Source organism: Streptomyces sp. NPDC048018, assembly GCF_043202995.1.
In the GTDB taxonomy this organism is placed as follows: Bacteria; Actinomycetota; Actinomycetes; order Streptomycetales; family Streptomycetaceae; genus Streptomyces.
Genome location: NZ_JBIDBK010000002.1, coordinates 428,953 through 452,841, shown reverse-complemented (window position 1 = coordinate 452,841; position 23,889 = coordinate 428,953). Strand labels below are relative to the sequence as shown.

The following is a 23,889-nucleotide window of genomic DNA, read 5'->3' as shown; positions in this document are numbered from 1 at the left end:
GGCCTTCGGCAGGTGCGCGGCTGGCCCGCCACCGCCGTCGCCCGGCGAACGTCCTCCGTCCCTCGTGAGCCCCGGTGCCGGTTCCTGGTCATCGAGCTGCGGCAACCCTCGCTCCCGTTCCTCACACGATCGGATGAATGTGGGGCGAAGGTGGCGGTCCGGGTGATCGGTGCCGCTAAATTCACGCCGTTCCATGAGGGCCAGGAGGGTCCATACGGGCTCCCACCCCGGCCCGGAAGGCAGGAGACCGCACAGCTGATGACGGAACGACCCCCGCAGCGCATCCCGAACCGCCAGCTCGCCGCGCTCATCGCCGAGGCAGGGTTCTCCAACGCGGGTCTCGCCAGACGGGTGGACCAGCTCGGTCTGGAGCACGGCCTCGACCTGCGCTACGACAAGACCTCGGTGACCCGCTGGCTGCGCGGGCAGCAGCCGCGTGGCACCACGCCCGCGCTGATCGCCGAGGTCTTCACCCGGAGGCTCGGCCGCCGGCTGTCCGCGCAGGACCTCGGCCTCGACGCCTGCGCCCCTGTCTACGCGGGGCTGGAGTTCGCGGCGACCCCGGAGGAGGCCGTGGACATCGTGAGCGGGCTGTGGCGCAAGGACTCCGGCAGCCACGCCGAGCTGCGGAAGATCGCCTTCACCCCGGCCGGGCTCGTCGTCCCCAGCCGCGACTGGCTGATCGGCCGCGCCGACGAGCGGGTGGCGCGCGGTGAGCCCTCCGGCGGCGCGTCCGTGGCCGCCGCCCCGAGGGCCCCGGGCCCGGAGCCGCGGGTCCCGCTCCAGGGCCGCTTCACCGTCCCCCGGCAGCGCGGCACCGACCGGGGCCCCGGGCAGCGGGTCTCCAGCGGCGACATCGCCGCGCTGCGCTCGGTCGGCGAGCTGTTCCGCACCCTCGACCACGCCTACGGCGGCGGTCACGCCCGCCAGGCCCTCGTCCGCTACCTGGAGCACGAGGCGGAGCCGATGCTGCGGGGCACCTACGGCGAGAGCGTCGGGCGGCGGCTCTTCGCGGCGGCCGCCGACCTCACCCGGCTCGCCGGCTGGACCTCGTACGACATCGCCGCGCACGGCCTCGCCCAGCGGTACTTCGTTCAGGCGCTGCGGCTCGCCCAGGCGGCCGGGGACCGGGCCTACGGCTCGTACGTCCTGGTCACCATGAGCCACCAGGCCGTCTACCTGGGCCACGGCCGCGAGGCCGTGCAGCTCGCCCGGGTCGCCCAGCAGGGCGTCGGCGCCGCCGCTCCGCCCGTCGTCCAGGCCCTGCTGCACGCCGTCGAGGCGCGCGGGCACGGAGTGCTCGGCGAGTCCCGGGCCTGCGGCGCCGCGTTGGCCCGCGCCGAGCGCGCCCTGGAGGCGGCCAGGCCCGGGGACGAGGTGCCGTACTGGGCCCGGTCCTTCGACGAGGCCCAGCTCGCCGACGAGTTCGGGCACTGCCACCGCGACCTCCAGCAGTACCGGGCCGCCGCCCAGCACGCCGAGCGCGCCCTCCAGCTCCGGGCCCCCGGCTACGCCCGCAGCAGGCTCTTCTGCCGGGTCGTCCTCGCCTCCGCCCGGCTCGCGCTCGGCGAACTGGACCAGGCCTGCGCGCTCGGCGCCGAGGCCGCCCAGCAGGCCTCCGAGATGCGCTCGGCCCGTGCCGTCGAGTACGTCCGCGACTTCGAGCGCCGCCTGGAGCCCCACCGCGACGCCCCCGCCGTCCGCGGCTACCGCGACCGCGTCGCCGCGCTCGGCCAGGGGGTCTTCTGAGGGCCCGCCCCAGGGCCTACGCGGCCTTCGCCGCCCCGTTCTCCGCCCGGGGCAGCGGCAGCCCCAGGTCGGTCAGCAGGGCGGCCGTGACGCGGCGGGCCGAGGACAGGGCGCCGACGGGGGTGCCGGTCGCGCGGTGGTCGCCGCAGACGTAGAGGCCGGCCAGGACGCGTATCGGGCGCTCGGGGTCGAACGGCGGCCGCATCGCCGGGAAGGCGCCCGGCGTGTGGTGCAGCGCCAGCAGCTCCCACTCGTCCGTCGACACCCCGTACAGCGTCGCCAGGTGCTTGCGCACCCGGCGCTCCGTGTCGTCGGGCGGGGTGCCGAGGACCGTCGAGGTGATCAGGGTCCGCCCGGCCGGCGCCCGGGTCGGGTCCACCGCGCTCATGACCGCCGTGTGCGCCACCGGTCCGCCCGGATCGGACTCCAGGAGCAGCACCGGGTCGGCGGAGGGGGCGACCGGGGCGGTGTGGTGGAGCACGGTCGCCGCCTGGTAGTCCGGCACGTGCAGCCCGGGCAGCAGCTCCGCCGCCGTCCGCCCGCCCGTGGCCACGACCACGGCCCGGCAGGGGAACACCCCGTGCTCGGCGGTCGTCACCCGCGAGATCGACGCCTCCGTGACCCGTACGCCGGTGTGGACCGTGCCCGGGGGCAGCGCCGCCGCGAGGCGCTCCGGGAGCGTGCCCGAACCGCCCTCCGGCACACCGATCCGGCCCCGCGCGAAGGACCGCAGCGCGAGGTCGGCGCGCCGGCTGGACGTCGCCAGGTCCGGGTCCCCGAGCAGCGCGGCGAGCAGCGGGCGCAGCACCCCCTGCACGGTACGGACCGGCAGACGGGCCGTCAGCGCCTCCCGGGCGGACCGCTCGGTGCGGGTCAGCAGCCGCTGCGGCGGCGTCGTGGCCAGCCGCACCAGGGAGGCGCCGAGCCGCGCCTGGTCGAGCGAGACCGCCGGATTCCGCGGGGCGCCCGCAAGGGCGCGGGCCACCCCACGGGCCCCCGCGACGCCCCGTGAGCCCCCTGCGCCCCGTGTGCTCCACGGCGCGTGCGGCGCGCCCCATCGCCCGTACCGCCCGTCGCTGTGCACGAGCACGCCAGGGGCGAACGGGCGCAGGGGGACGCCCTCGACCTCCGGCACGGTGAACAGCGGTCCGAGGCGGTCGACCCGGAAGCCGTCGACGGTGTCGGTCGCCATCCGGCCGCCGACCCGTGGCGCGGCCTCCAGGACCGTGACCGACAGCCCGGCCCCGGTCAGCTGATGAGCCGTCGCGAGCCCCGCGATCCCGGCTCCCACGACGACGACGTCCGATTCCTTGCGCACGTGCCCCTCCCCAGGTCGGCGCGGCTGGTCTGAGGCCTATGCCCCCGACGCGCCCCCGGAATGCCCGAGTTCGCAAGAGAGTAGGCAGCGCTCCCACCGCCGGGCGCCGCGCGTGACGGGGGTGCACGCAGCACGGGGGAGCGCACGCACGGCGAAGCGGGAGGTGACGCGGCGGGGAGGACGGGAGGAGCGCGGGAGGTGGCGGGCCGTCAGTGGGCCGCGGCACGCACCGAGTCGTCGATCGTCGGGAACGCGAAGTCGAAGCCGGTCTCCAACAGGCGTCCCGGCAGCACCCGCTGACTGCCGAGCACGTCCTGCGCGAACTCCCCGAGCACCATCCGCAGGGCGGGCGCGGGCACGTGGAAGACGGTCGGACGGCGCAGCACGCGCCCCATCGCCGCCGTCACCTCCCGGTTGGTGACGGGCTCGGGCGCGGTCAGGTTCACCGGGCCCGCGAGACCCGGAGTGTCCATCAGGTGCCGCAGCGCGGCGACCTCGTCGTGCAGCGCGATGAAGCTCCAGTACTGGCCGCCGTCGCCCATCCGCCCCCCGAGCCCGGCCCGGAAGAGCGGGAACAGCCGCCCCCAGGCGCCGCCCTCGCGGGCCACCACCAGGCCGGTACGGGCGTAGGCCACCCGGATGCCGGCCGCCTCCGCCGGCGCCGCCGCGGCCTCCCACTCCACGCACACCGAGGGCAGGAAGCCCTCGCCGGCCGGCGCGCTCTCGTCCACCGCGCGGCTGCCCGTGTCGCCGTAATAGCCCAGGGCCGTACCGCAGACCAGCACCTCCGGCGGCGTCGCGAGGGAGGCCAGCGCCTCGGCGATCGCCCGGGTGCCGAGCACCCGGCTGTCGCGGATCTCCTTCTTGAACTCCTCGCTCCAGCGCCGCTCGCCGACGCCCGCGCCCGCCAGGTGCACGACCGCGTCGACCCCGACGAGACCGGCGGTGTCCACGTACAGCCGGGCCGGGTCCCACTCCACCTCGTCGGCCGCGGCGGCCGGCCGGCGGACCAGCCGCAGCACGTCGTGGCCGTCGGCGCGCAGGGAGCGCACGAGGGCGGAGCCGATGAGTCCGGACGCGCCGGTGACGGCCACCCGCCTGTGAGGGGCCGGGGCGGGGTGCGACGAGTGCTGCGAGGAGGGCTGCATGCCGCCATCCTGCCCTCCGCGCGGCCCTCCGTGGCACAGTGGCCCGCATGACCGTGCCGGAGATACGGATCCGCGAGGCGGCGTGGGGGGACGAGCGCGCCCTCGCCGCGCTCGACCGCGCCACCTGGTCGCGCCTCCACGCCGTGCTGCCCGCCCCCGCGCCCGGGCAGCCGTTCTACGACGAGCGGCATCTGCCCGAGCACTACCTGGTCGCGGAGACGGCGGGCGCGGAACTGGTCGGCTACCTCCGGCTCGTCCCGCCCACCCCGATGGCCTGCCACGCCCACGTCCGGCAGATCCAGGGCCTCGCCGTCGCCGGGCCCGCCCGCGGCCGGGGCGTGGCCCGCGCCCTGCTGCGCGCCGCGACGGACCGCGCCCGCGCCGAGGGGGCCACCCGCATCACCCTGCGGGTCCTCGGCCACAATGCGCCGGCCCGCGCCCTCTACGCCGCCGAGGGCTTCGCGGTCGAGGGCGTGCTGCCGGGGGAGTTCCTGCTCGACGGGCAGTTCGTGGACGACGTCCTCATGGGCCGGTCACTGCTCGGCTGACGACCCCCGCGAAGCGGCGGGGTCCGTCCGGGAGAAGTCCTGGGTCCCCGCGGCGGGCGTCTCCGCGGCGGGCGTCTCCGCGGCGGGCGGGCTCCCCGCGGCGCCGGGGCACGGCTCGGCGGCGGCCGGGCCCGCCGCCGGTCCGGTCGGCGCGGGGGCGAGGAGCCGCATGCCGCCCGTCAGTTCGCGCAGGCACCGCACCGCCAGTTCCGCCGGGGCGCCCTCGCCCCGTACCGGTGCGTCGGTCTCCGCCCAGGTCTCCAGGGCGATCCGGATCGCGTCGGTCGCCGCGGCGGCGGCCAGCCGGAGTTCCAGGGGGTCGGTGCCGGGTCCCGCGAGCCCGGCGAGGACCTCACGCAGGCGCTCCTCGGACTCCTGGTTGACCCGGTACCAGACGGCCCGCAGCGCCGGGTCCCGGTCCGCCGCGCGCAGCAGGCCGCGGGTCCGGCGCAGGCCCTCCGCCGCCTCCTCGCCGTCGGCCGCGAGGGAGTCGGCGATGGACCGTTCCAGGGCGGCCGGCAGGGCCGTGCCCGGCTCGGCGGCGGCGAGTTCGGCGCGCCAGCGGTCGGCGCCGCCCGCGAGGAGCGGCGCGACGGCGTCCTGCTTGGAGCGGAAGTAGCGGTAGAAGGTGCGCAGCGCGACGCCGGCCCGCTGGGCGATGTCCTCGGCGGTGGTGTCGTCGGGGCCGCGCTCGGTGAACAGCTCCGCGGCGGCGTGGGCGATGTCGAGCTGAGTGGCGGCCTTGCGGCGCTCGGTCAGGGTCGGGGGCCGGGACGGGCGGGGAGATCCGGGCTGCGTGCTCACGCCCCCAGCGTACGCTCCAGGTTGCCATCTGTGCATTTCATGCAGGTGTGGCAAAACGTGCCACTTGGGCGTACGGTGGCGGCACCCCCGGAAAACTCGACATCGAGAGGTTGTCGTCATGAACCAGCTGACCCGCTACGAAGGACGCCGCGCACTCGTCACCGGCGGCGGCTCCGGCATCGGCCAGGCCACCGTGCTGCGCATGCTGGCGGAGGGCGGCACCGTGGTCGCCGCCGACATCAGCGAGGACGGCCTCAAGGACACCGTCGCCAAGGCCGGCGACGCCGCCGGCCGGCTGACCACCGTCCTGGTGAACATCGGCGACGAGGCCTCGGTGCGCGAGGGCGTGGCCGCCGCCGTGGCCGCCCTCGGCGGCCTGGACGTGCTGGTCAACGCGGCCGGCATCCTGCGCTCCTCGCACACCCACGAGACCACCCTCGAGGCCTTCGAGCAGGTCGTCCGGGTCAACCTCACCGGCACCTTCCTGGTGATCCGCGAGGCGATACCGGCGCTCCTGGAGGGCAACGGCTCCGCCGTCGTGAACTTCTCCTCCACGTCCGCGATGTTCGCCCACCCCTACATGGCGGCCTACGCGGCCAGCAAGGGCGGCATCCAGTCGATGACCCACGCGCTCGCCGCCGAGTACGCCAAGCAGGGCATCCGCTTCACCGCGGTGCAGCCCGGCTCCATCTCCTCCGGCATGACCGACGGCTCCGGCGCCAGCAAGCAGTCCCTGGGCCCGGGCCTGCCCGAGGACACCGACTGGTCCCTCTTCACCAAGCTCGCCCCCGCCCTCGGCCAGGGCTTCGCGGGCCCCGAGACCGTCGCCGGCGTCGTCGCGATGCTCGCCTCCGAGGACGGCCGGTTCATCACCGGCACCGAGGTCCGCATCGACGGCGGCACCCACTTCTGACCCAGGGGTCCTGTCGTCACGCTCCCGTCGTTGCCCGGCGGGGCAGGCGGGAGTCCGAGGACAGGGCCTACGCCCCGGCTACGGCCGCCCGAGGTCCGAACGGGCGGCCCACCCGCGCGGTGGACCCGACCGGGCCCCAGGGCCGCCGGGGCCCGGACCGCCGGCGGCACCCACCCGCTGACGCCCGTCCCCGCCACGGCCGCCGACCCCCGGCGCGCCGGGGCCGTGGACTCCCGGTCCCCGCACCCGTCGCATCCCGGTCACCCGGGGCCGAACCGGGCCCACAGCCGCGGGAAGCGCGCCGCGAGCACCCCTTCGTCGCCCAGGTCGAACGGGGTGCCCTCGGGCTCCGCGCCCGGCGGCGGAATCCCCAGGTCCGGCGTCTCCGCGCCGGTCAGGCGCTCGTACGCCTCGTCCGCGGCGAAACCCAGCTCCTCGCCGTCCCCGTCGATCTCCTCGTCGAAGTCGACGAGCAGCTCGGCCAGGGCGTCCGGATCGTGCACCGCGCCCTCGAAGACCTCCCGGCCCTGGCCGATCAGCCAGCAGCGGAAGTAGTCGAAGGCCTCCACCCCCGCCCCGTCGAGCAGCACCGCCGCCGCGCCCCACAGGTCCCAGGTGTACGCGCGGTTGTAACGGGCCTCGAAATGGCGGGCGAAGTCCACGACGGAATCCGGGTCGAGCAGGGTCAGCCGCTCCACGAGCAGGTCGGCGTGCTCGTCCGGATCGCCCTCCGCCCGCTCCCGGGTGGAGTCGATCATCTCCCAGAACTCCGTCTCGTCCATCACGGGACAAGCATCGTGGGTCGCGGGGGGCGACGCACCCGGAAACGGCCGAAAAGAATCCGGACAGGAGATGTCGGATTTCCCTGTCAGGCTGCTCGCATGACCACGGAAACGAAGCCCCTCGCAGGACGTGTCACCCTCGTCGCCGGCGCCACCCGCGGTGCCGGACGCGCCATCGCCGTCCAGCTCGGCGCCGCCGGGGCCACCGTCTACGTCACCGGGCGCACCACTCGCGACAAGGTCAGCGAGGTCGGCCGGGCCACCGAGACCATCGAGGAGACCGCGGAGCTCGTCACGGCCGCCGGCGGTGACGGCGTCGCCGTCCCCACCGACCACCTGGAGGCCGACCGGGTCCGCGCCCTGGCCGGGCGGATCGACCGCGACCACGGCCGGCTCGACGTCCTCGTCAACGACGTCTGGGGCGGCGAGCACCTCCTCGGGCCGTCCTTCGGCAGGAAGACCTGGGAGGTCGACCTGGACGACGGCCTGCGGATGCTCGAACTCGGCGTGAAGACACACGTCGTCACCTCGCACGCCCTGCTGCCGTTGCTGATCCGCCACCCCGGGGGACTCGTCGTCGAGGTCACCGACGGCACCGCCCGGTACAACGGCACCCGCTACCGCGAGAACCTCTTCTACGACCTCGCCAAGAACGCCCCCATCCGGATGGCCTTCGGCCTCGCGAAGGAGCTGGCGGAGTACGGCGGCAGCGCCGTCGCCGTCACCCCCGGCTGGCTCAGGTCCGAGCAGATGCTCGCGCACTTCGGCGTCACCGAGGAGAACTGGCGCGACGCCACCGGGGACCTGCCGGACTTCGCGGTCGCCGAGTCCCCGGTCTACGTGGGCCGGGCCGTCGCGGCGCTCGCCGCCGACCCCGGCCGGGCCCGCTGGAACGGACAGTCGCTGTCCAGCGGACAGCTGGCGCGGGAGTACGGCTTCACCGACGCGGACGGCTCGCGGCCGGACGCATGGGGCTTCATGATCGCCCAGGAGACCGACCCGGACGTGTCCGTCGAGGACTACCGGTAGGGCGGGCGGGTCAGCGCGGGCCGGCCGGCTGCCCGTAGCGCGCGGCCATGCCCAGGGCGGCCGCCGCGAACCGCTCCCGGAGCGCCGCCGGGGCCAGCACCTCCGCCTCCGGGCCCAGGCCGAGCAACTGGCCGAACGCCACCTCCTCGCTCTCCACCCGGAGCACCGCCGAGACCCGCCCGTCCGGCTCGGCGACGCCCGCCGCCAGCGCCTCCTCGGCCGCCGCCCGGTCCGTCACGTACGGCAGCCGCCGCGCGCCCGCCTCCGTGAGCCGCAGCACCACCTCGGCCCGCAGCAGCGAGCGCGCGAACTCCGCCGACCGCTCGGTCCAGAACGCCGCCAGATCGAAGTCCGGGTCCCGTTCGAAGGGCTCCTCGCCCACCGTCACCTCGGCGAACCGGTCCACCCGGTAGGTGCGGTACGAGGAGCCGGCCCGGGCGCACACGTACCAGACCCCCGCCTTCAGGACGAGCCCGTACGGCTCCAGGTCCCGCGCCACCTCGGCGTCGCCCCGCCGGTAGCGGGCCCGCACCGGCCGGTCGTCCCACACCGCCTCCGCGAGCGGCGCGAGCAGTTCCGGAGTCTCCGGCTCCTGGTACCAGGCCGGCGCGTCCAGGTGGAAGCGCCGCCCCACCGCCTCCGGCGCGTCCCGCAGGGAGGGCAGGAGCGCCGCCGACACCTTCAGGCGGGCCGCCGAGGCCGCGTCCGCGAGCCCCATGTCCCGCAGCGCCCCCGGCAGCCCCGACAGGAAGAGCGCCTCCGCCTCGCCGCGCGCGAGCCCGGTCAGCCGCGTGCGGTAGCCGCCGACGAGCCGGTACCCGCCCGCCCGGCCGCGGTCCGCGTACACCGGCACCCCCGCCTCGGAGAGCGCCGACGCGTCCCGGGTGACGGTCCGTTCGGACACCTCCAGCTCCTCCGCCAGCTCGGCCGCGGTCATCGACGCCCGGGACTGCAGCAGGAGCACCATCTTGATGAGGCGGGCGGCACGCATCCCCCCAGCCTGCCATCCGTGCCGCCCGCCGGGGTGCGGTGCCCGGACACGGCCGGGGGGCCGTGACCGTACGCGCGTACGGTCACGGCCCCCCGGACCGGTCGGATCAGGCCTTACAGGCCGTAGCGCTCGCGCGCCTCCTTCACGGCCGTCACCTGGACCTCGCCGCGGCGGGCGAGCTGGGCGAGGGCGGCCACGACGATCGACCGGGCGTCGACGCCGAAGTGGCGGCGGGCGGCGTCGCGGGTGTCCGACAGGCCGAAGCCGTCGGCGCCCAGCGAGGTGTAGTCCTGCTCGACCCACTGCGCGATCTGGTCCGGGACCTGGCGCATGTAGTCCGAGACGGCGAGGACGGGGGAGTCCACGCCCTCCAGGGCCTGGCGGATGTACGGGACGCGCTCCTCGCCGCGCAGGAGGGCCGCGTCGGCCTCCAGCGCGTCACGGCGCAGCTCGGTCCAGGAGGTCGCGGACCACACGTCGGCGGCCACGCCCCACTCGGCGGCGAGCAGCTTCTGCGCCTCCAGGGCCCAGTGGATGGCCGTGCCGGAGGAGAGCAGCTGGATGCGGGTGGCGTTCGCGGGCAGCTCCAGGCCGGCCGACTCGGCCGTGTTGAAGCGGTAGAGGCCCTTGACGATGCCCTCGTCGACCCCGGCCGGCTTGGCCGGCTGCGGCATGGGCTCGTTGTAGACGGTGAGGTAGTAGAAGACGTTCTGGTCCTCGCCCTCGGCCGCCTCGCCGTACATGCGGCGCAGGCCCTCCTTGACGATGGCCGCGACCTCGTAGGCGAACGCCGGGTCGTAGGTCAGCGCCGCCGGGTTGGTGGCCGCGATGACGGGGGAGTGGCCGTCGGCGTGCTGCAGGCCCTCACCGGTGAGGGTGGTGCGGCCGGCGGTGGCGCCGACGAGGAAGCCGCGGCCGAGCTGGTCGCCGAGCTGCCACATCTGGTCGGCGGTCCGCTGCCAGCCGAACATCGAGTAGAAGATGTAGAACGGGATCATCGCCTCGCCGTGCGTCGCGTACGCGGTGGACGCGGCGATGAAGTCGGCCATGGAGCCGGCCTCGGTGATGCCCTCGTTCAGGATCTGGCCGTTGACGGCCTCCTTGTAGTACATCAGCTGGTCGCGGTCGACCGGCTCGTACGTCTGGCCCTTCGGCGAGTAGATGCCGAGCGAGGGGAAGAGGGACTCCATGCCGAAGGTGCGGGCCTCGTCCGGGACGATCGGGACCCAGCGCTTGCCGGTCTCCTTGTCGCGGACCAGGTCCTTGATCAGGCGGACGAAGGCCATCGTGGTGGCGACGGACTGCGAGCCGGAGCCCTTGTCGAAGGCGGTGAAGGCCTTCTCGGCCGGGGCCGGCAGCGGCGCGAGCGGGTGCACGCGGCGGGCCGGGGCGGGGCCGCCCAGGGCCGCGCGGCGCTCCTGGAGGTAGCGCACCTCGGGGGAGTCGGCGCCCGGGTGGCCGTAGGGGACCACGCCGTCGACGAACTGTGCGTCCGAGATCGGCAGGTCCAGCAGGTCCCGCATGGCCTTGAACTCGTCCGCGGACAGCTTCTTCATCTGGTGGTTCGCGTTCTTCGACGCGAAGCCCTCGCCCAGGGTGAAGCCCTTGACGGTCTGCGCCAGGATCACCGTCGGCGCGCCCTTGAACTCCAGGGCGGCCTTGTACGCGGCGTACACCTTGCGCGGCTCGTGGCCACCGCGGGAGAGGTGGAAGCACTCGAGGATCTTGTCGTCGGACAGCAGCTTCGCCATCTCGACGAGCGCCGGGTCCTTGCCGAAGAAGTCGGCGCGGATGTAGGCGGCGTCACGGGTCTGGTACGTCTGGACCTGCGCGTCCGGCACCTCGCGGAGGCGGCGGACCAGGGCGCCGGTGGTGTCGAGCGCGAACAGCTCGTCCCAGGCGTTGCCCCACAGCGACTTCACGACGTTCCAGCCGGCGCCGCGGAACTGGGCCTCCAGCTCCTGAACGATCTTGAAGTTGGCGCGGACCGGGCCGTCGAGGCGCTGCAGGTTGCAGTTGATGACGAAGGTCAGGTTGTCCAGACCCTCGCGGGCGGCCAGTGCGAGGGCCGCGGTGGACTCGGGCTCGTCCATCTCGCCGTCGCCGAGGAAGGCCCAGACGTGCGAGGAGGAGACGTCCTTGATGCCGCGGTTGGTCAGGTAGCGGTTGAAGCGCGCCTGGTAGATCGCGGAGAGCGGGCCGAGCCCCATGGAGACGGTGGGGAACTCCCACAGCCAGGGGAGGCGCCGCGGGTGCGGGTAGGAGGGCAGGCCGTTGCCGCCGGACTCCTGCCGGAAGTTGTCGAGGTGCGTCTCGTCCAGGCGCCCGTCGAGGAAGGCGCGGGCGTAGATGCCGGGGGAGGCGTGGCCCTGGATGTAGAGCTGGTCGCCGGAGCCGGCGGCCTCGCCGGACTCCTTGCCCTTGAAGAAGTGGTTGAAGCCGGTCTCGTAGAGCCAGGCCGCGGAGGCGAAGGTGGCGATGTGGCCGCCGACGCCGTGCTTGGCGCCGCGGGTGACCATCGCGGCCGCGTTCCAGCGGTTCCACGCGGTGATCCGGCGCTCCATCTCCTCGTCGCCGTCGATGACGGGCTCGGCGGAGGTGGGGATGGTGTTGACGTAGTCCGTCTCCAGCAGCTTGGGCAGGGCCAGGCCCGCGCCCTCGGCGTGCTGGAGCGTGCGGCGCATCAGGTAGGCGGCCCGGTGCGGGCCGGCGGCCTTGGTGACGGCGTCGAGGGAGGCCGCCCACTCGGCGGTCTCCTCGGTGTCACGGTCCGGGAGCTGGTCGAGCTCACTCGGAATCTTGCCTACGGGATCGGTCATGATCGCCGCCTTCCGGACAGGTGGGGGTGGAGATAAAGGGGGCCTTGTCTGGCAGGACAGGGCGAAGGGCCGGGGTACGGCCCGCCGAAGACTGTAAGCCGCCGATCGATGATCGATCAAAGCGTTGAAGCGAAAAACTTCCCCGGAGCGAGAAAGTCGGCACAGGGTGCCGCGAAAACGGGCACCCGGTGCCTTGTTTTCGAAGGATCCGTGCAGGTAGGAGAGCGATTGAGAGCCCCGGCGCACGAATGAGCGGGCCTGTTCGACACAGACCCGCTCATGACGTCCGGTGGCCGGATCACGCCCTCGGCGCACACCCCAGCACATGCGCCTTCACCAGCGCCCCGATGTTCGGGTCGCCCCGGCGGAAGGCCTCCACGAGCTCATCGTGCTCCTCCGCGTACGACTTCTGCACCGTGCCCAGCCAGCGGATCGACAGCGCCGTGAACACCTCGATGCCCAGGCCCTCCCAGGTGTGCAGGAGCACGCCGTTCCCGGCCGCCTTCACCAGCTCCCGGTGGAAGGCCACCGTGTGCCGCACCTGCGCCGTGCCGTCCGAGACCGCGTCCGCCTCGTACAGGGCCGCGACGTGCGGCTCCAGGGCCGAGCAGTCCGCGGCGAGCCGGCCCGCCGCCAGCTCCGCCGCGATCTGCTCCAGACCCGCCCGGACGGGGTAGCTCTCCTCCAGGTCCGCGGCCGTCAGATTGCGCACCCGGACGCCCTTGTTGGGAGCCGACTCGATCAGCCGCAGCGACTCCAGCTCGCGCAGCGCCTCCCGGACGGGGGTCTGCGAGACCTCCAGCTCCGTCGCGATCCGTCGCTCCACGATGCGCTCGCCCGGCTTCCAGCGGCCGCTGACGATGCCCTCCACGATGTGCTCGCGGATCTGCTCGCGCAGCGAATGGACGACGGGCATGGTCATGGGGGCCGCTCCTTAGGAGTCACTGGACACTAAGACAATACGGCGGCGCCCCCGCCCGGAAACACATCCGGACGGGGGCGCCGCAGGTGAGGCTTGTTACGTTGCCTTTCGGCCGTCTGCCTTACAGACCGAGGTCGACCTCGAACTCGCCGGCCTCGAGGATCGCCTTGACGGCCGTCAGGTAGCGGGCCGCGTCGGCGCCGTCGACCAGGCGGTGGTCGTACGACAGCGTCAGGTAGGTCATGTCGCGGACGCCGATGACGGTGCCCTCGGCGGTCTCGATGACGGCCGGACGCTTGACCGTGGCGCCGATGCCCAGGATGGCGACCTGGTTCGGCGGGACGATGATCGTGTCGAACAGCGCACCGCGCGAGCCGGTGTTGCTGATGGTGAAGGTCGCACCGGACAGCTCGTCCGGCGTGATCTTGCTGGCGCGGACCTTGCCCGCCAGCTCGGCCGTGGCCTTCGAGATACCGGCGATGTTCAGGTCGCCCGCACCCTTGATGACCGGCGTCATCAGACCCTTCTCGGAGTCCACGGCGATGCCGATGTTCTCCGAGTCGAAGTACGTGATGGTGCCCTCGTCCTCGTTGATCCGGGCGTTGATGACCGGGTGGGCCTTCAGCGCCTGGGCCGCCGCCTTCACGAAGAACGGCATCGGGGAGAGCTTGACGCCCTCACGGGCGGCGAACGCGTCCTTGGCACGGGCGCGCAGCTTCATCAGCTTGGTGATGTCGACCTCGACGACCGAGGACAGCTGGGCCTGGCCGTGCAGCGCCTTCATCATGTTGTCGCCGATGACCTTGCGCATGCGGGTCATCTTCACCGTCTGGCCACGCAGCGGGGAGACCTCCAGGGCGGGGGCCTTCGGCGCGGCGGCGGCCGGGGCGGCGGGAGCGGCGGCGGCGGCCTTCTTGGCCTCGGCGGCCGCGAGGACGTCCTGCTTGCGGATACGGCCGCCGACGCCCGAGCCCTTGACGGCCCCCAGGTCGACACCGTTCTCGGTGGCGAGCTTGCGGACCAGCGGGGTCACGTAGGCACCGTCCTCCGCCGGCTGTGCGGCGGCGGGGGCGGGGGCGGCCGGGGCGACGGGAGCCGGGGCCGGAGCGGCCGGAGCCGGGGCGGCCTGGGCCGGAGCCGGAGCCTGGGCGGCCGGAGCGGGAGCCGGAGCCGGAGCCGGGGCCGGAGCGGCGGCGGGGGCCGGGGCGGCCGGAGCCGGAGCGGCGGCGGGAGCGGCACCCGCGGCACCGATGACGGCGAGCTTGGCGCCGACCTCGGCGGTCTCGTCCTCGCCGACGACGATCTCGAGCAGCACACCGGAGGCCGGGGCCGGGATCTCGGTGTCGACCTTGTCCGTGGAGACCTCGAGCAGCGGCTCGTCGGCCTCGACGGTCTCGCCGACCGACTTCAGCCAGCGGGTGACGGTGCCCTCGGTGACGGACTCGCCCAGCGCGGGCAGCACGACGTCCGTCCCGGTGGCGCCACCGGCCGGGGCGGCGGCCGGAGCCTCGGCCGCCGGGGCCGGCTCGGCGGCCGGGGCCTCGGCGGCGGGGGCCGGCTCGGCGGGGGCCTCGGCCGCGGGGGCCGGGGCGGCGGCGGGCTCGGCGGCCGGGGCCGGAGCCGCGGCGCCGCTGCCGTCGTCGATGATGGCCAGCTCGGCGCCGACCTCGACCGTCTCGTCCTCGGCGACCTTGATGGAGGCCAGGATGCCCGAGGCGGGGGCGGGAATCTCGGTGTCGACCTTGTCGGTCGAGACCTCGAGCAGCGGCTCGTCGGCCTCGACACGCTCACCCTCGGCCTTGAGCCAGCGGGTGACGGTGCCCTCGGTGACGCTCTCGCCGAGCGCCGGCAGGGTTACGGAAACCGACATGGTTTCAGTTGCTCCTAACGAATTGCGGAAAGTGGTCGTCGCGCCCGTGTGACGTGAGCGTCAGTCGTGGGAGTGCAGAGGCTTGCCGGCCAGGGCCAGGTGGGCCTCGCCGAGCGCCTCGTTCTGCGTCGGGTGGGCGTGGATGAGCTGCGCGACCTCGGCCGGCAGCGCCTCCCAGTTGTAGATCAGCTGCGCCTCGCCGACCTGCTCGCCCATACGGTCACCGACCATGTGGACGCCGACCACGGCACCGTCCCTGACCTGGACGAGCTTGATCTCGCCCGCGGTCTTGAGGATCTTGCTCTTGCCGTTGCCCGCGAGGTTGTACTTCAGGGCGACGACCTTGTCCGCGCCGTAGATCTCCTTGGCCTTGGCCTCGGTGATGCCGACGGAGGCGACCTCCGGGTGGCAGTACGTCACCCGCGGCACGCCGTCGTAGTCGACGGGAACGGGCTTCAGGCCGGCCAGCCGCTCCGCCACGAGGATGCCCTCGGCGAAGCCGACGTGCGCGAGCTGCAGCGTCGGGACCAGGTCGCCGACCGCGGAGATCGTGGGCACGTTGGTGCGCATGTACTCGTCGACGAGGACGTAGCCGCGGTCCATCGCGACGCCCTGCTCCTCGTAGCCGAGACCGGCCGAGACCGGGCCGCGGCCGATGGCGACGAGCAGCACCTCGGCCTCGAAGGTCTTGCCGTCCGCCAGGGTGACCTTGACACCGCTGTCGGTGTACTCGGCCGACTGGAAGAAGGTGCCCAGGTTGAACTTGATGCCGCGCTTGCGGAAGGCGCGCTCCAGCAGCTTGGAGCTGTTCTCGTCCTCGACCGGGACGAGGTGCTTCAGGCCCTCGATGACCGTGACGTCGGTGCCGAAGGACTTCCACGCCGAGGCGAACTCGACGCCGATGACGCCGCCGCCGAGGATGATCGCGGACTCCGGGACCCGGTCCAGGGTCAGCGCGTGGTCCGAGGAGATGATGCGGTTGCCGTCGATCTCCAGACCCGGCAGCGACTTCGGCACGGAACCGGTGGCGAGGAGGACGTGACGGCCCTCGACGCGACGGCCGTCCACATCGACGGAGGTGGGGGAGGACAGGTGACCGGTGCCCTCGATGTACGTCACCTTGCGGGAGGCGACCAGACCCTGCAGACCCTTGTAGAGGCCCGAGATCACGTCGTCCTTGTACTTGTGCACGGCCTTGATGTCGATGCCCTCGAAGGAGGCCTTGACACCGAACTGCTCCGCCTCGCGCGCCTGGTCGGCGACCTCGCCGGCGTGGAGCAGGGCCTTCGTCGGGATGCAGCCGTTGTGCAGGCAGGTGCCGCCGAGCTTGTTCTTCTCGATCAGTGCGACGTCCAGGCCCAGCTGCGCTCCGCGCAGCGCCGCGGCGTAACCGCCGCTACCGCCGCCGAGGATCACTAGGTCGAAAACGGTGCTGGCGTCGTTCGCCACGTCACGTCCTCCATGCATGTGCGCTCGTCGCCGGTCTTCCCTGACCGGGCGGCGGCTGGTTCCGGCCGCATTTTCTTCGGCCCTGTGGTGGGGGCCCTGTCCTGCCGAGAACCCATCTTCGCACTTGTTGCCGGACGGCGGGACGCGGGGCCGGGGGATGAGACCGGCCGATCGTCCGTACGGAGGGGTGACGGGGGCGCGGGAAGCCACGGATCCCGTCGCGGGCGAAGGGGCGGGACCCCGGGCGTGACGCCCGGGGTCCCGCGTGATCGTGCGACCGAGGGGTGCCCTCGCGGGACCCGCTCAGACCTCGCCGTCGGCGGTCAGCTCCGCCAGGCGCACCAGGGTGCGCACCGAGGAGCCGGTGCCGCCCTTCGGGGTGTAGCCGTACGGGGCGCCCTCGTGGAAGGCCGGGCCCGCGATGTCCAGGTGGGCCCAGGTGATGCCCTCGCCCACGAACTCCTTCAGGAACAGGCCGGCGACCAGGCCGCCGCCCATCCGCTCGCCCATGTTGGCGATGTCGGCGGTCGGGGAGTCCATGCCCTTGCGCAGGTCCGCCGGGAGCGGCATCGGCCAGGACTGCTCGCCGACCTCCTCCGCGATCTCGTGGATCGCGGTGCGGTAGGCGTCGTCGTTCGCCATGACGCCGAAGGTGCGGTTGCCGAGCGCCAGGACCATGGCACCGGTCAGGGTGGCCACGTCGACGATCGCGTCCGGGTGCTCCTCGGAGGCCTTGGTCAGCGCGTCCGCGAGGACCAGCCGGCCCTCGGCGTCCGTGTTGAGGACCTCGACGGTCTTGCCGCTGTACATGCGCAGCACGTCGCCGGGGCGCAGCGCGTTGCCGGACGGCATGTTCTCGGCCAGGGCGAGCCAGCCGGTGACGTTGACGGCGAGGCCCAGGCGGGCGGCGGCCACGACGGTGGCGAACACGGCGGCGGCACCGCTCATGTCGCACTTCATCGTCTCGTTGTGGCCGGCCGGCTTCAGGGAGATGCCGCCCGAGTCGTAGGTGATGCCCTTGCCGACCAGGGCCAGGGTCTTCTCCGCCTTCGGGTGCGTGTAGGCCACGCGGACCAGGCGCGGCTGGTGGGTCGCGCCCATGCCGACGCCCAGGATGCCGCCGTAGCCGCCCTTGGCGAGGGCCTTCTCGTCGAGCACCTGCACCTTGAGGCCGTGCTCCTTGCCGGCCGTCTGGACGGCGGTGGCGAAGGTGGCCGGGTACAGGTCGTTCGGCGGCATGTTGATCAGGTCGCGGGCGCGGTTGATCTCCTCCGCGACGGCGAGCGCGCGCTCCGCGGCGGCCTTGTGGGCCTTGTCGCGCGGCTTCGCGCCGAGGAGGGCGACCTCGGCCAGCGGCTTCTTCGCGCCCTGGCCGTTCTCCTGGTACGCGGTGTAGGCGTACGCGCCGAGCAGCGCGCCCTCGGAGACGGCGCCGACGGCCTCGGGGGAGGCGACGGGGAGGGCGAAGGCGGCCTTCTTCGAGCCGGTCAGGACCCGGGCGGCGGTGCCCGCGGCGCGACGCAGGGTCTCGGTGCCGTACTCCGCGCCGTCCTCGGGGGCGGAGCCCAGGCCGACGGCGACGACGACGGGTGCCTTGAGGCCGGCGGGGGAGGGCAGCTTGGTCGCCTCACCCTCGGCGCCGGAGGCGCCCAGCGTCTCCAGGACGGCGGCCAGTCCACCGTCGAAGGCCTGGTCGACGAGCTCCGCGCCGGGGGCGACGACGAGCGTCTTGCCGGCCTTCGCGACGCCGACGACCAGGGCGTCGGCGCGCAGCGTCGCCGCTCCGGCGGTGCTGAGAGTGAGAGCAGTCACGGTGGTGATTTCTCGCTTCCGTTGAGTTCTGTGGCGGTCGAGGGATGGGCCGACCGTGCCCGCCGCATCGTATTTCGGCCCGATGAGCGCCGGGAACGAGCCTACGCTCGCTCGACGGTCTCGCTCACGGCGGCGGTGATTCACTCATCCGTGGAGTCTCTGCCGGGTTTACCTCGCGAGCCCCGCGGGCTCGTTTCACACTCGCCTCAATCGTGCGAGGGCGGTCCCGTCCGTCCCTCGCCCCAGCTGCGACATCTCGCGGGTCCCGCCGTCCGGCGGGACCGCCGAGGGGGGACACCACCGATGGATTCCGGCCGCTTCCGCACGCCCAGAAACGCCGCCCGCACCTCCACCGCCGGCCCCGCGTCCGCCGTCCCCGGCCCCGCGTCCGGGGTCCCTTCCGGCGACGCGTCCGCCTCCGGCCCCGTGTCCCCGTCCGCGGCGGGGGCTCCTGCCGGCGCCGCCCGTGCCACCGGCACCCCCCGGGGCCACCGGGCCGGCCGGGTGGCCCGCTCGCCCCGCGGCCCCCGGGCCGCCCGGATCGCCGCGCTGGCCGCCGCCGGGCTGCTGGCCACCGTCGTGCCCTCCGCGCAGGCCGGCGCCGCGGACCCCGCCCCGCGGATCGACCTGACCGTGCTCGTCGTCGACGACGGCGGCAGCGCCGTCCGGGCGATCACCGCCGAACTGGCCGGCTCCGGCATCCCGTACCGCACCCTCGACCTCAACGACGCCGACCGCCCGGTCCTCACCGCGGCCTTCCTCAGCGACCCCTCCGACAGCGCGACCGGCCGGCCCCGCGCCCGGTACCAGGGCGTCGTCCTCCCGCACGAGTCCGCCTTCGGCCCCGACTCCGCCGAGCAGACCGCGCTCGTCGCCTACGAGAAGGCCTTCGGCATCCCGCAGGTCGACGCGTACACCTGGGCACACCCCGGCGTCGGACTCGACTACACCTCCGACGGCGGCTGGTCCGGCGTCCTCGACGGCGCCCGCGCCTCCGTCACGCCCGCCGGCCGGGCGGGCCCCTTCCGCGACCTCAGGGGCCCGGTGACCTTCGAGGACAACGCCCCGGACGTCTCCGAGAGCTACGGCTACGCGGGCCGCCCCCGGGCCGGCTACACCAGCTACCTGGACATGCCCGTGCCGGGCGGCGGCCGGGCCAGCCTCATCGGCGAGTACGCCCACGACGGACGCCGCGAGCTCGTCGTCACCTTCGCCTACAACCCCCACCAGCGGCAGTTCCGGGCGCTCGCCCGCGGCATCGTCGAGTGGCTCACCCAGGGCGTCCACCTCGGCCAGAGCCGCAACTACCTCTCCGTGCACGTGGACGACGTCTTCGCCCCCGACGCGCGCTGGGACACCGTCCGCAACTGCACCCCCGGCGACCTCGACTGCCCCGGAGGGGCCGGACAGCCCGAGAACCCGGTCCGGATGACCGCCGACGACGCCGCGTACGCCGCCGCCTGGCAGAAGTCCTCCGGCTTCCTGCTCGACATGGTCTACAACGGCGGCCAGGGCGAGCAGTGGAAGTCCGAGCACGGCGGCACCGACCCGCTCGCCGCCCGGCTGATCGCCGACCGCGCGCAGTACCGGTGGATCAACCACACCTACACCCACCCCTTCCTCGGCTGTGTCCAGGACGCCACCACCGTCCCCTGGAGCTGCGCCAAGACGTCCACCGGGGCCACCCAGTGGGTCAGCAGGTCCGCGATCTCCACCGAGATCCGCGCCAACCTCGACTGGGCCCTCGGCAAGGGACTCCCCGTCGACCGCAGCGAACTCGTCACCGGCGAGCACTCCGGCCTGAGGACCCTGCCGCAGCAGCCCGTCGACAACCCCAACCTCGCGGGCGCCCTCGCCGACAACGGCGTCCGGTGGACCGGGAGCGACAACTCCAGGGAACCGGCCCAGCGCTCCGTCGGCAGCGGCTCCAACGCGGCGCAGACCGTGCCCCGGCACCCCATGAACGTCTACTACAACGTGGGCACCGCCGCCGAGATGACCGACGAGTACAACTGGATCTACACCTCGCGCGCCGACGGCGGCAGCGGCATCTGCGAGGACAACCCGGCCTCCACCTGCCTGCCCGCCCCGCTCGACACCGCCACCGGCTACGCCGCCCACATCGTCCCGCGCGAGGCCCGCACCGCCCTCACCCACGTGCTGGGCAACGACCCGCGGCCGCACTACGTGCACCAGTCCAACCTCGCCGAGGAGCGCCTCCTCTACCCCGTCCTCGACGCGGTCCTGGCCGACTACCGGGCGCTGTTCGCCGACAACACCCCCCTGGTGAACCCGCGTCAGAAGGACGTCGGCACCGAGCTGAACCGGCGTGCCGCCTGGGACCGGGCACTCGCCGCCGGCCAGGTCACCGCCTACCGGATCGGCGCCACCGTCACCGTCAGGGCCCCCTCCGGCGTCGCCGTCCCGCTCACCGCGCCCGAGGGCACCCGCAGGCAACTCCTCCTCGGCACCGCCGCGTTCGGCACCGCCTACGCGGGCACCCGGTCGGCCTGGACCACGCCCGAACTGCTCCAGAGCGGCGTCACGCTCCAGCTTCCGACCATCTGACCAGCACGTTCCGTCCGGGGGGACCGCACATGCCGAGCAGTGGCCGCCATGTCACCATGCTCACCGAAGGCACCTATCCGCACGTCCACGGAGGCGTGAGCACCTGGTGCGACCAGCTCATCCGGGGCATGCCCGAGGTCGACTTCCACGTCCTCGCCCTCACCGGCAGCGGCCGGGAACCCGTCACCTGGGAACTGCCGCCCAACCTCACCGCGCACACCTCCTACCCGCTCTGGGGCCCCGCCCCCGAGCGGGCCAGGACGGCCCCGCGCGGCCGGACCCGCCGCCGCTTCCTCGACACCTACGAGCGCTTCCTGCTCGCGATCCTCGACCCGTCCGCGGGCTGCGACTTCGGCGAGAGCCTCTGGGAACTCGCCGAACTCGCCCGCGCCGGACGGCTCACCGCCGCCCTGCGCACCGAGCGGGTGCTCCGCTCCCTGATGTGGATCTGGACCATGCCGCACCTGCCGACGGCCGCGGCCCGGCCCACCGTCCACGACGCGCTGACCGCCACCGACCTGCTCGAACACGCGCTGCGCCCGCTCGCCGCCCGCATATCCGGCGCCCGGGTCGCGCACGCCGTCTCCAGCGGACTCGCCACCCTGCCGGCGCTCGCCGCCCAGCACTTCGAAGGGGTGCCCTTCCTGCTCACCGAACACGGCATCTACCTGCGCGAGCGCTACCTCGGCTACCGCACCGAGGCCCAGCGCTTCCCCGTCAAGTCCCTGCTGCTCGGCTTCTACCGGGAGCTCAACTCCCTCGGCTACCGCAAGGCGGACCTCATCACCCCCTGCAACCGGTACAACCGCCGCTGGGAGGAGCGCGGCGGCGCACCCGTCTCGCGCATCCGCACCGTCTACAACGGCGTCGACCCCGCCGCCTTCCCCTGGGCCGGGCCCGAGCCGGAGACCCCCACCCTCAGCTGGGTGGGCCGGGTCGACCCCATCAAGGACCTGGAGACCCTCGTCCGCGCCTACGCCATCTGCCGGGCCGAGCTCCCCGAGCTGCGGCTGCGGCTCTTCGGCCCGGTGCCGGCGGGCAACGAGGACTACCGCACCCGCCTGGAGAAGCTCGCCGCCGAACTCGGCGTGCACGACGGCGTCACCTTCGAGGGCCGCACCTCCGACGTCGCCGGTGCCTACGCCGCCGGCAACATCGTCATGCTGTCCTCCATCAGCGAGGGCTTCCCCTTCTCCCTGATCGAGGCCATGTCCTGCGGCCGGGCCACCGTCTCCACCGACGTCGGCGGCGTCCGCGAGGCCGTCGGCGACACCGGCCTCGTCGTCCCGCCCCGCGAACCGGCCGTCATGGCCGCCGCCACCACCGCACTCCTCCGCGACCGGGAACGCCGCGCCGACCTCGCCCGCCGCGCGCGCCAGCGGGTCGTCGACCGCTTCACCCTGCACCGCTCGGTCGACGGCTTCCGCCGCATCTACCGGGAACTGGCCGGCCGCCCGGTCACCGCGCCCGAGGAACCGCAGGACTGGACCGTCCGCCTCACCGACCCCTGGCGCACCGAAGCGGCCGGAGGCGTGTGGACATGAGCGGCTCCCTCTGGCTGAAGCCCCCTACGACGGGCGACTCCCTCCCGGCGATCCCGCGGCAACGCGCGACGGGCCGGCGCGGGACGGGGGAGGGCCCCGCCCCTGCCCCGCCCTCCGGCCCGCCCACCCGGGGCGGCGCGGAGGCCCGCCCCGCCCGCGGCCCGCACCGCCCCGGCGCCCGCCCGACCGGTGCGGCGCCGGCCACCGCGCCGCCGGACCCGCCCGCCGCCCCGCGGCCGACGGGCGGGCCCTCCGCCCCCGCGCCCGCGCCCGCGGGCGACCCCGGCCGGCCGGCCCCCGGGGCCCCGGGGGCCGGGCCCCTCGCCGCCGACCCGCTGGACGCGCTCGCCGACCGGCTCGACGCGCTCGCCGCCGTCGCCGTGCACCCCGACGAGATAGCCGCGATCCTCGAGTCCGACGGCATGACGGACGATCACATCCGGCTCACCTACGGCCGCGCCGACTCCTTCGCCCTCGCCGAGGACCTCTACGCGCGCACCGAGCGCCGCCACCCGGAGCCCGAGGCGCCGCCCGCCGGACCCTGGCACACCGGGCTCCCCGGATGCCTGCTGCGCGGGCTGCTGTTCGCGCTGCCCGGGCTCGCGTACGTGCTCGGGGCGCCCCTGCCGGCCGGCGGTCCGGGGCGGTACGGACTGCCGCCCGGGGCCGTGCCGCTGCTCGCGGGCGCGGTCACCGGCTGGATGTGGAACCAGTCCCTCGCCCACCGCGCGTACAGCTGGCTCGGACTCGGCGACCGCCCGGCCGCCGCCCGCGCCCTGCTCACCGGCGCTCCGGCCGGGGCGCTCGCCGGGGCGCTCGTCGCCTTCGCCGCCGCGGGGCCGGGAGAGGGGCCGGCCGCGCTGTTCGCCGCCGGGCAGGCGCTGTACCTGGCCGCGGCCACCGTCCTGCTCGTCCTCGGGCGCGAACGGGCCCTGCTCGTCAGCCTGTCGCCGCTGGCCGCCCTGCTGCCCGCACCGCTCCACGACCTGCCGGACGCACTGCGCGTCGCCCCGCTGCTCCTCTCGCTCGCCGCGGGTACCGTCTTCGCGGCGCTCGCGCTGCGGCCGGGGATCGGCCGGCGGGCCGGGGGCCGCGGCGGCCCGCCGTTCGCGCGCTCCCTCCCGTACGGCCTCTTCGGCCTCGGCAGCGGGCTGCTGATGCTGTACGCGGGCGCGGACGCGGTCATCGCGCTGAGCCTCTCCATGGGCCCGGCCGAATGGCTGCTGCACCGCTTCCGCGGCGCCAGCCTGACCCGGCTGCGGCTGCTGACGACGGCGGGGGAGTTCCGGCGTGCCGTCACCGGCATGCTGGCCCGCTGTCTCGGCGGCTACCTCGCCCTGCTGTCCGTCCTCACCGTGGCCGCCGCCCTCCTGTGGCCCGGCGCCGCCGTCTCCGCCGGCCGGGTCGGCTCGCTGCTGCTCGTCGGCGCGGTGCTGTGGCTGGGGCTGCTGCTCCAGGCCTTCGGCGCGGTGTCGAGCGCCGCCGCGGTCTGCCTGCCGGCGGCCGCCGCGCAGGCAGCCGCGCCCGCCGCGGGGCCGGTCGCCGCGGGCGTCGCGGCGGCCGTGCTGTGCGTGCTCACCTGTGTTCTGCTGGTACGACCGACCGCCCACCGCTTCTAGGGGC

The 23,889-nt window shown here is 74.4% G+C and carries 16 protein-coding genes and 1 pseudogene; 7 read left to right on the top strand and 10 right to left on the bottom strand.

From position 1 onward, the window contains the following. Positions 1-258: 258 nt before the first annotated feature. Complete coding sequence (locus ACGF1Z_RS07885; RefSeq protein WP_393001130.1) at positions 259-1,749, top strand: regulator; 1,491 nt, start codon at positions 259-261, stop codon at positions 1,747-1,749. Between the two features lie 16 nt (positions 1,750-1,765). Here the strand turns inward: ACGF1Z_RS07885 and ACGF1Z_RS07880 are convergent, their stop codons facing one another. Beyond that, complete coding sequence (locus ACGF1Z_RS07880; RefSeq protein WP_393001128.1) at positions 1,766-3,067, bottom strand: NAD(P)/FAD-dependent oxidoreductase; 1,302 nt, start codon at positions 3,065-3,067, stop codon at positions 1,766-1,768. A 209-nt stretch (positions 3,068-3,276) separates the two neighbouring features. Then, positions 3,277-4,215 (bottom strand): TIGR01777 family oxidoreductase, encoded by a 939-nt coding sequence (locus ACGF1Z_RS07875; RefSeq protein WP_393001126.1) that lies wholly within the window; start codon positions 4,213-4,215, stop codon positions 3,277-3,279. A gap of 47 nt (positions 4,216-4,262) precedes the next feature. Here ACGF1Z_RS07875 and ACGF1Z_RS07870 point away from each other — a divergent pair, with 47 nt between their 5' ends. Further along, on the top strand, positions 4,263-4,763 hold the full coding sequence (locus ACGF1Z_RS07870) for a GNAT family N-acetyltransferase (RefSeq protein WP_393001124.1): 501 nt from the start codon (positions 4,263-4,265) through the stop codon (positions 4,761-4,763). 165 nt (positions 4,764-4,928) lie between these two features. Here the strand turns inward: ACGF1Z_RS07870 and ACGF1Z_RS07865 are convergent. Beyond that, positions 4,929-5,567: pseudogene (locus ACGF1Z_RS07865) on the bottom strand (TetR family transcriptional regulator); the annotation flags it as partial. Between the two features lie 118 nt (positions 5,568-5,685). Between ACGF1Z_RS07865 and ACGF1Z_RS07860 the strand changes: the two are divergent. Continuing rightward, on the top strand, positions 5,686-6,480 hold the full coding sequence (locus ACGF1Z_RS07860) for an SDR family NAD(P)-dependent oxidoreductase (RefSeq protein WP_393001122.1): 795 nt from the start codon (positions 5,686-5,688) through the stop codon (positions 6,478-6,480). A gap of 260 nt (positions 6,481-6,740) precedes the next feature. Here ACGF1Z_RS07860 and ACGF1Z_RS07855 read toward each other — a convergent pair whose 3' ends face one another. Then, the gene (locus ACGF1Z_RS07855) at positions 6,741-7,262 is read right to left on the bottom strand and encodes a DUF4240 domain-containing protein (RefSeq protein ID WP_393002423.1); all 522 of its coding nucleotides are present in this window, start codon (positions 7,260-7,262) and stop codon (positions 6,741-6,743) included. Between the two features lie 99 nt (positions 7,263-7,361). Here ACGF1Z_RS07855 and ACGF1Z_RS07850 point away from each other — a divergent pair, with 99 nt between their 5' ends. Beyond that, positions 7,362-8,291 carry an SDR family oxidoreductase gene (locus ACGF1Z_RS07850; protein WP_393001120.1) on the top strand — a complete coding sequence of 310 codons (930 nt, stop codon included), beginning with the start codon at positions 7,362-7,364 and terminating at the stop codon, positions 8,289-8,291. 10 nt (positions 8,292-8,301) lie between these two features. Here the strand turns inward: ACGF1Z_RS07850 and ACGF1Z_RS07845 are convergent, their stop codons facing one another. From ACGF1Z_RS07845 to ACGF1Z_RS07820, 6 genes are all read right to left on the bottom strand, one after another. Continuing rightward, entirely contained in the window at positions 8,302-9,282 is a 981-nt protein-coding gene (locus tag ACGF1Z_RS07845; RefSeq protein WP_393001118.1) for a helix-turn-helix transcriptional regulator, read from the bottom strand. A gap of 113 nt (positions 9,283-9,395) precedes the next feature. Next, a complete protein-coding gene (gene aceE, locus ACGF1Z_RS07840; protein ID WP_393001116.1) occupies positions 9,396-12,101 on the bottom strand; it encodes a pyruvate dehydrogenase (acetyl-transferring), homodimeric type in 2,706 nt (901 codons plus the stop codon). A gap of 298 nt (positions 12,102-12,399) precedes the next feature. After that, positions 12,400-13,023, bottom strand: a complete 624-nt coding sequence (locus ACGF1Z_RS07835) for a GntR family transcriptional regulator (RefSeq protein WP_393001114.1) — start codon at positions 13,021-13,023, stop codon at positions 12,400-12,402. Between the two features lie 121 nt (positions 13,024-13,144). Further along, entirely contained in the window at positions 13,145-14,893 is a 1,749-nt protein-coding gene (gene sucB / locus ACGF1Z_RS07830) for a 2-oxoglutarate dehydrogenase, E2 component, dihydrolipoamide succinyltransferase (protein ID WP_393001112.1), read from the bottom strand. 60 nt (positions 14,894-14,953) lie between these two features. Further along, the gene (gene lpdA, locus ACGF1Z_RS07825; protein ID WP_393001110.1) at positions 14,954-16,342 is read right to left on the bottom strand and encodes a dihydrolipoyl dehydrogenase; all 1,389 of its coding nucleotides are present in this window, start codon (positions 16,340-16,342) and stop codon (positions 14,954-14,956) included. A 303-nt stretch (positions 16,343-16,645) separates the two neighbouring features. After that, positions 16,646-18,154 carry a leucyl aminopeptidase gene (locus ACGF1Z_RS07820; RefSeq protein WP_393001108.1) on the bottom strand — a complete coding sequence of 503 codons (1,509 nt, stop codon included), beginning with the start codon at positions 18,152-18,154 and terminating at the stop codon, positions 16,646-16,648. 303 nt (positions 18,155-18,457) lie between these two features. Here ACGF1Z_RS07820 and ACGF1Z_RS07815 point away from each other — a divergent pair, with 303 nt between their 5' ends. Genes ACGF1Z_RS07815 through ACGF1Z_RS07805 form a run of 3 tightly spaced genes read left to right on the top strand, consistent with a single transcriptional unit; the run spans position 18,458 to position 23,885 of the window. Beyond that, positions 18,458-20,722: a hypothetical protein gene (locus ACGF1Z_RS07815; RefSeq protein WP_393001106.1), complete on the top strand. Its 2,265-nt coding sequence runs from the start codon at positions 18,458-18,460 to the stop codon at positions 20,720-20,722. A gap of 29 nt (positions 20,723-20,751) precedes the next feature. Next, entirely contained in the window at positions 20,752-22,266 is a 1,515-nt protein-coding gene (gene pelF, locus ACGF1Z_RS07810; RefSeq protein ID WP_393001104.1) for a GT4 family glycosyltransferase PelF, read from the top strand. Next, positions 22,263-23,885, top strand: a complete 1,623-nt coding sequence (locus ACGF1Z_RS07805; RefSeq protein ID WP_393001102.1) for a hypothetical protein — start codon at positions 22,263-22,265, stop codon at positions 23,883-23,885. Before pelF ends, ACGF1Z_RS07805 begins: the two co-directional genes overlap by 4 nt. Positions 23,886-23,889 lie beyond the last annotated feature (4 nt).

Bases quoted from the DNA above. Each gene is read 5' to 3' on its own strand.
- ACGF1Z_RS07885 (WP_393001130.1), top strand. From the start codon at position 259: ATGACGGAACGACCCCCGCAGCGCATCCCGAACCGCCAGCTCGCCGCG.
- ACGF1Z_RS07875 (WP_393001126.1), bottom strand. From the start codon at position 4,215: ATGCAGCCCTCCTCGCAGCACTCGTCGCACCCCGCCCCGGCCCCTCAC.
- ACGF1Z_RS07870 (WP_393001124.1), top strand. From the start codon at position 4,263: ATGACCGTGCCGGAGATACGGATCCGCGAGGCGGCGTGGGGGGACGAG.
- ACGF1Z_RS07860 (WP_393001122.1), top strand. From the start codon at position 5,686: ATGAACCAGCTGACCCGCTACGAAGGACGCCGCGCACTCGTCACCGGC.
- ACGF1Z_RS07855 (WP_393002423.1), bottom strand. From the start codon at position 7,262: ATGGACGAGACGGAGTTCTGGGAGATGATCGACTCCACCCGGGAGCGG.
- ACGF1Z_RS07850 (WP_393001120.1), top strand. From the start codon at position 7,362: ATGACCACGGAAACGAAGCCCCTCGCAGGACGTGTCACCCTCGTCGCC.
- ACGF1Z_RS07845 (WP_393001118.1), bottom strand. From the start codon at position 9,282: ATGCGTGCCGCCCGCCTCATCAAGATGGTGCTCCTGCTGCAGTCCCGG.
- aceE (WP_393001116.1), bottom strand. From the start codon at position 12,101: ATGACCGATCCCGTAGGCAAGATTCCGAGTGAGCTCGACCAGCTCCCG.
- ACGF1Z_RS07835 (WP_393001114.1), bottom strand. From the start codon at position 13,023: ATGACCATGCCCGTCGTCCATTCGCTGCGCGAGCAGATCCGCGAGCAC.
- sucB (WP_393001112.1), bottom strand. From the start codon at position 14,893: ATGTCGGTTTCCGTAACCCTGCCGGCGCTCGGCGAGAGCGTCACCGAG.
- ACGF1Z_RS07815 (WP_393001106.1), top strand. From the start codon at position 18,458: ATGGATTCCGGCCGCTTCCGCACGCCCAGAAACGCCGCCCGCACCTCC.
- pelF (WP_393001104.1), top strand. From the start codon at position 20,752: ATGCCGAGCAGTGGCCGCCATGTCACCATGCTCACCGAAGGCACCTAT.
- ACGF1Z_RS07805 (WP_393001102.1), top strand. From the start codon at position 22,263: ATGAGCGGCTCCCTCTGGCTGAAGCCCCCTACGACGGGCGACTCCCTC.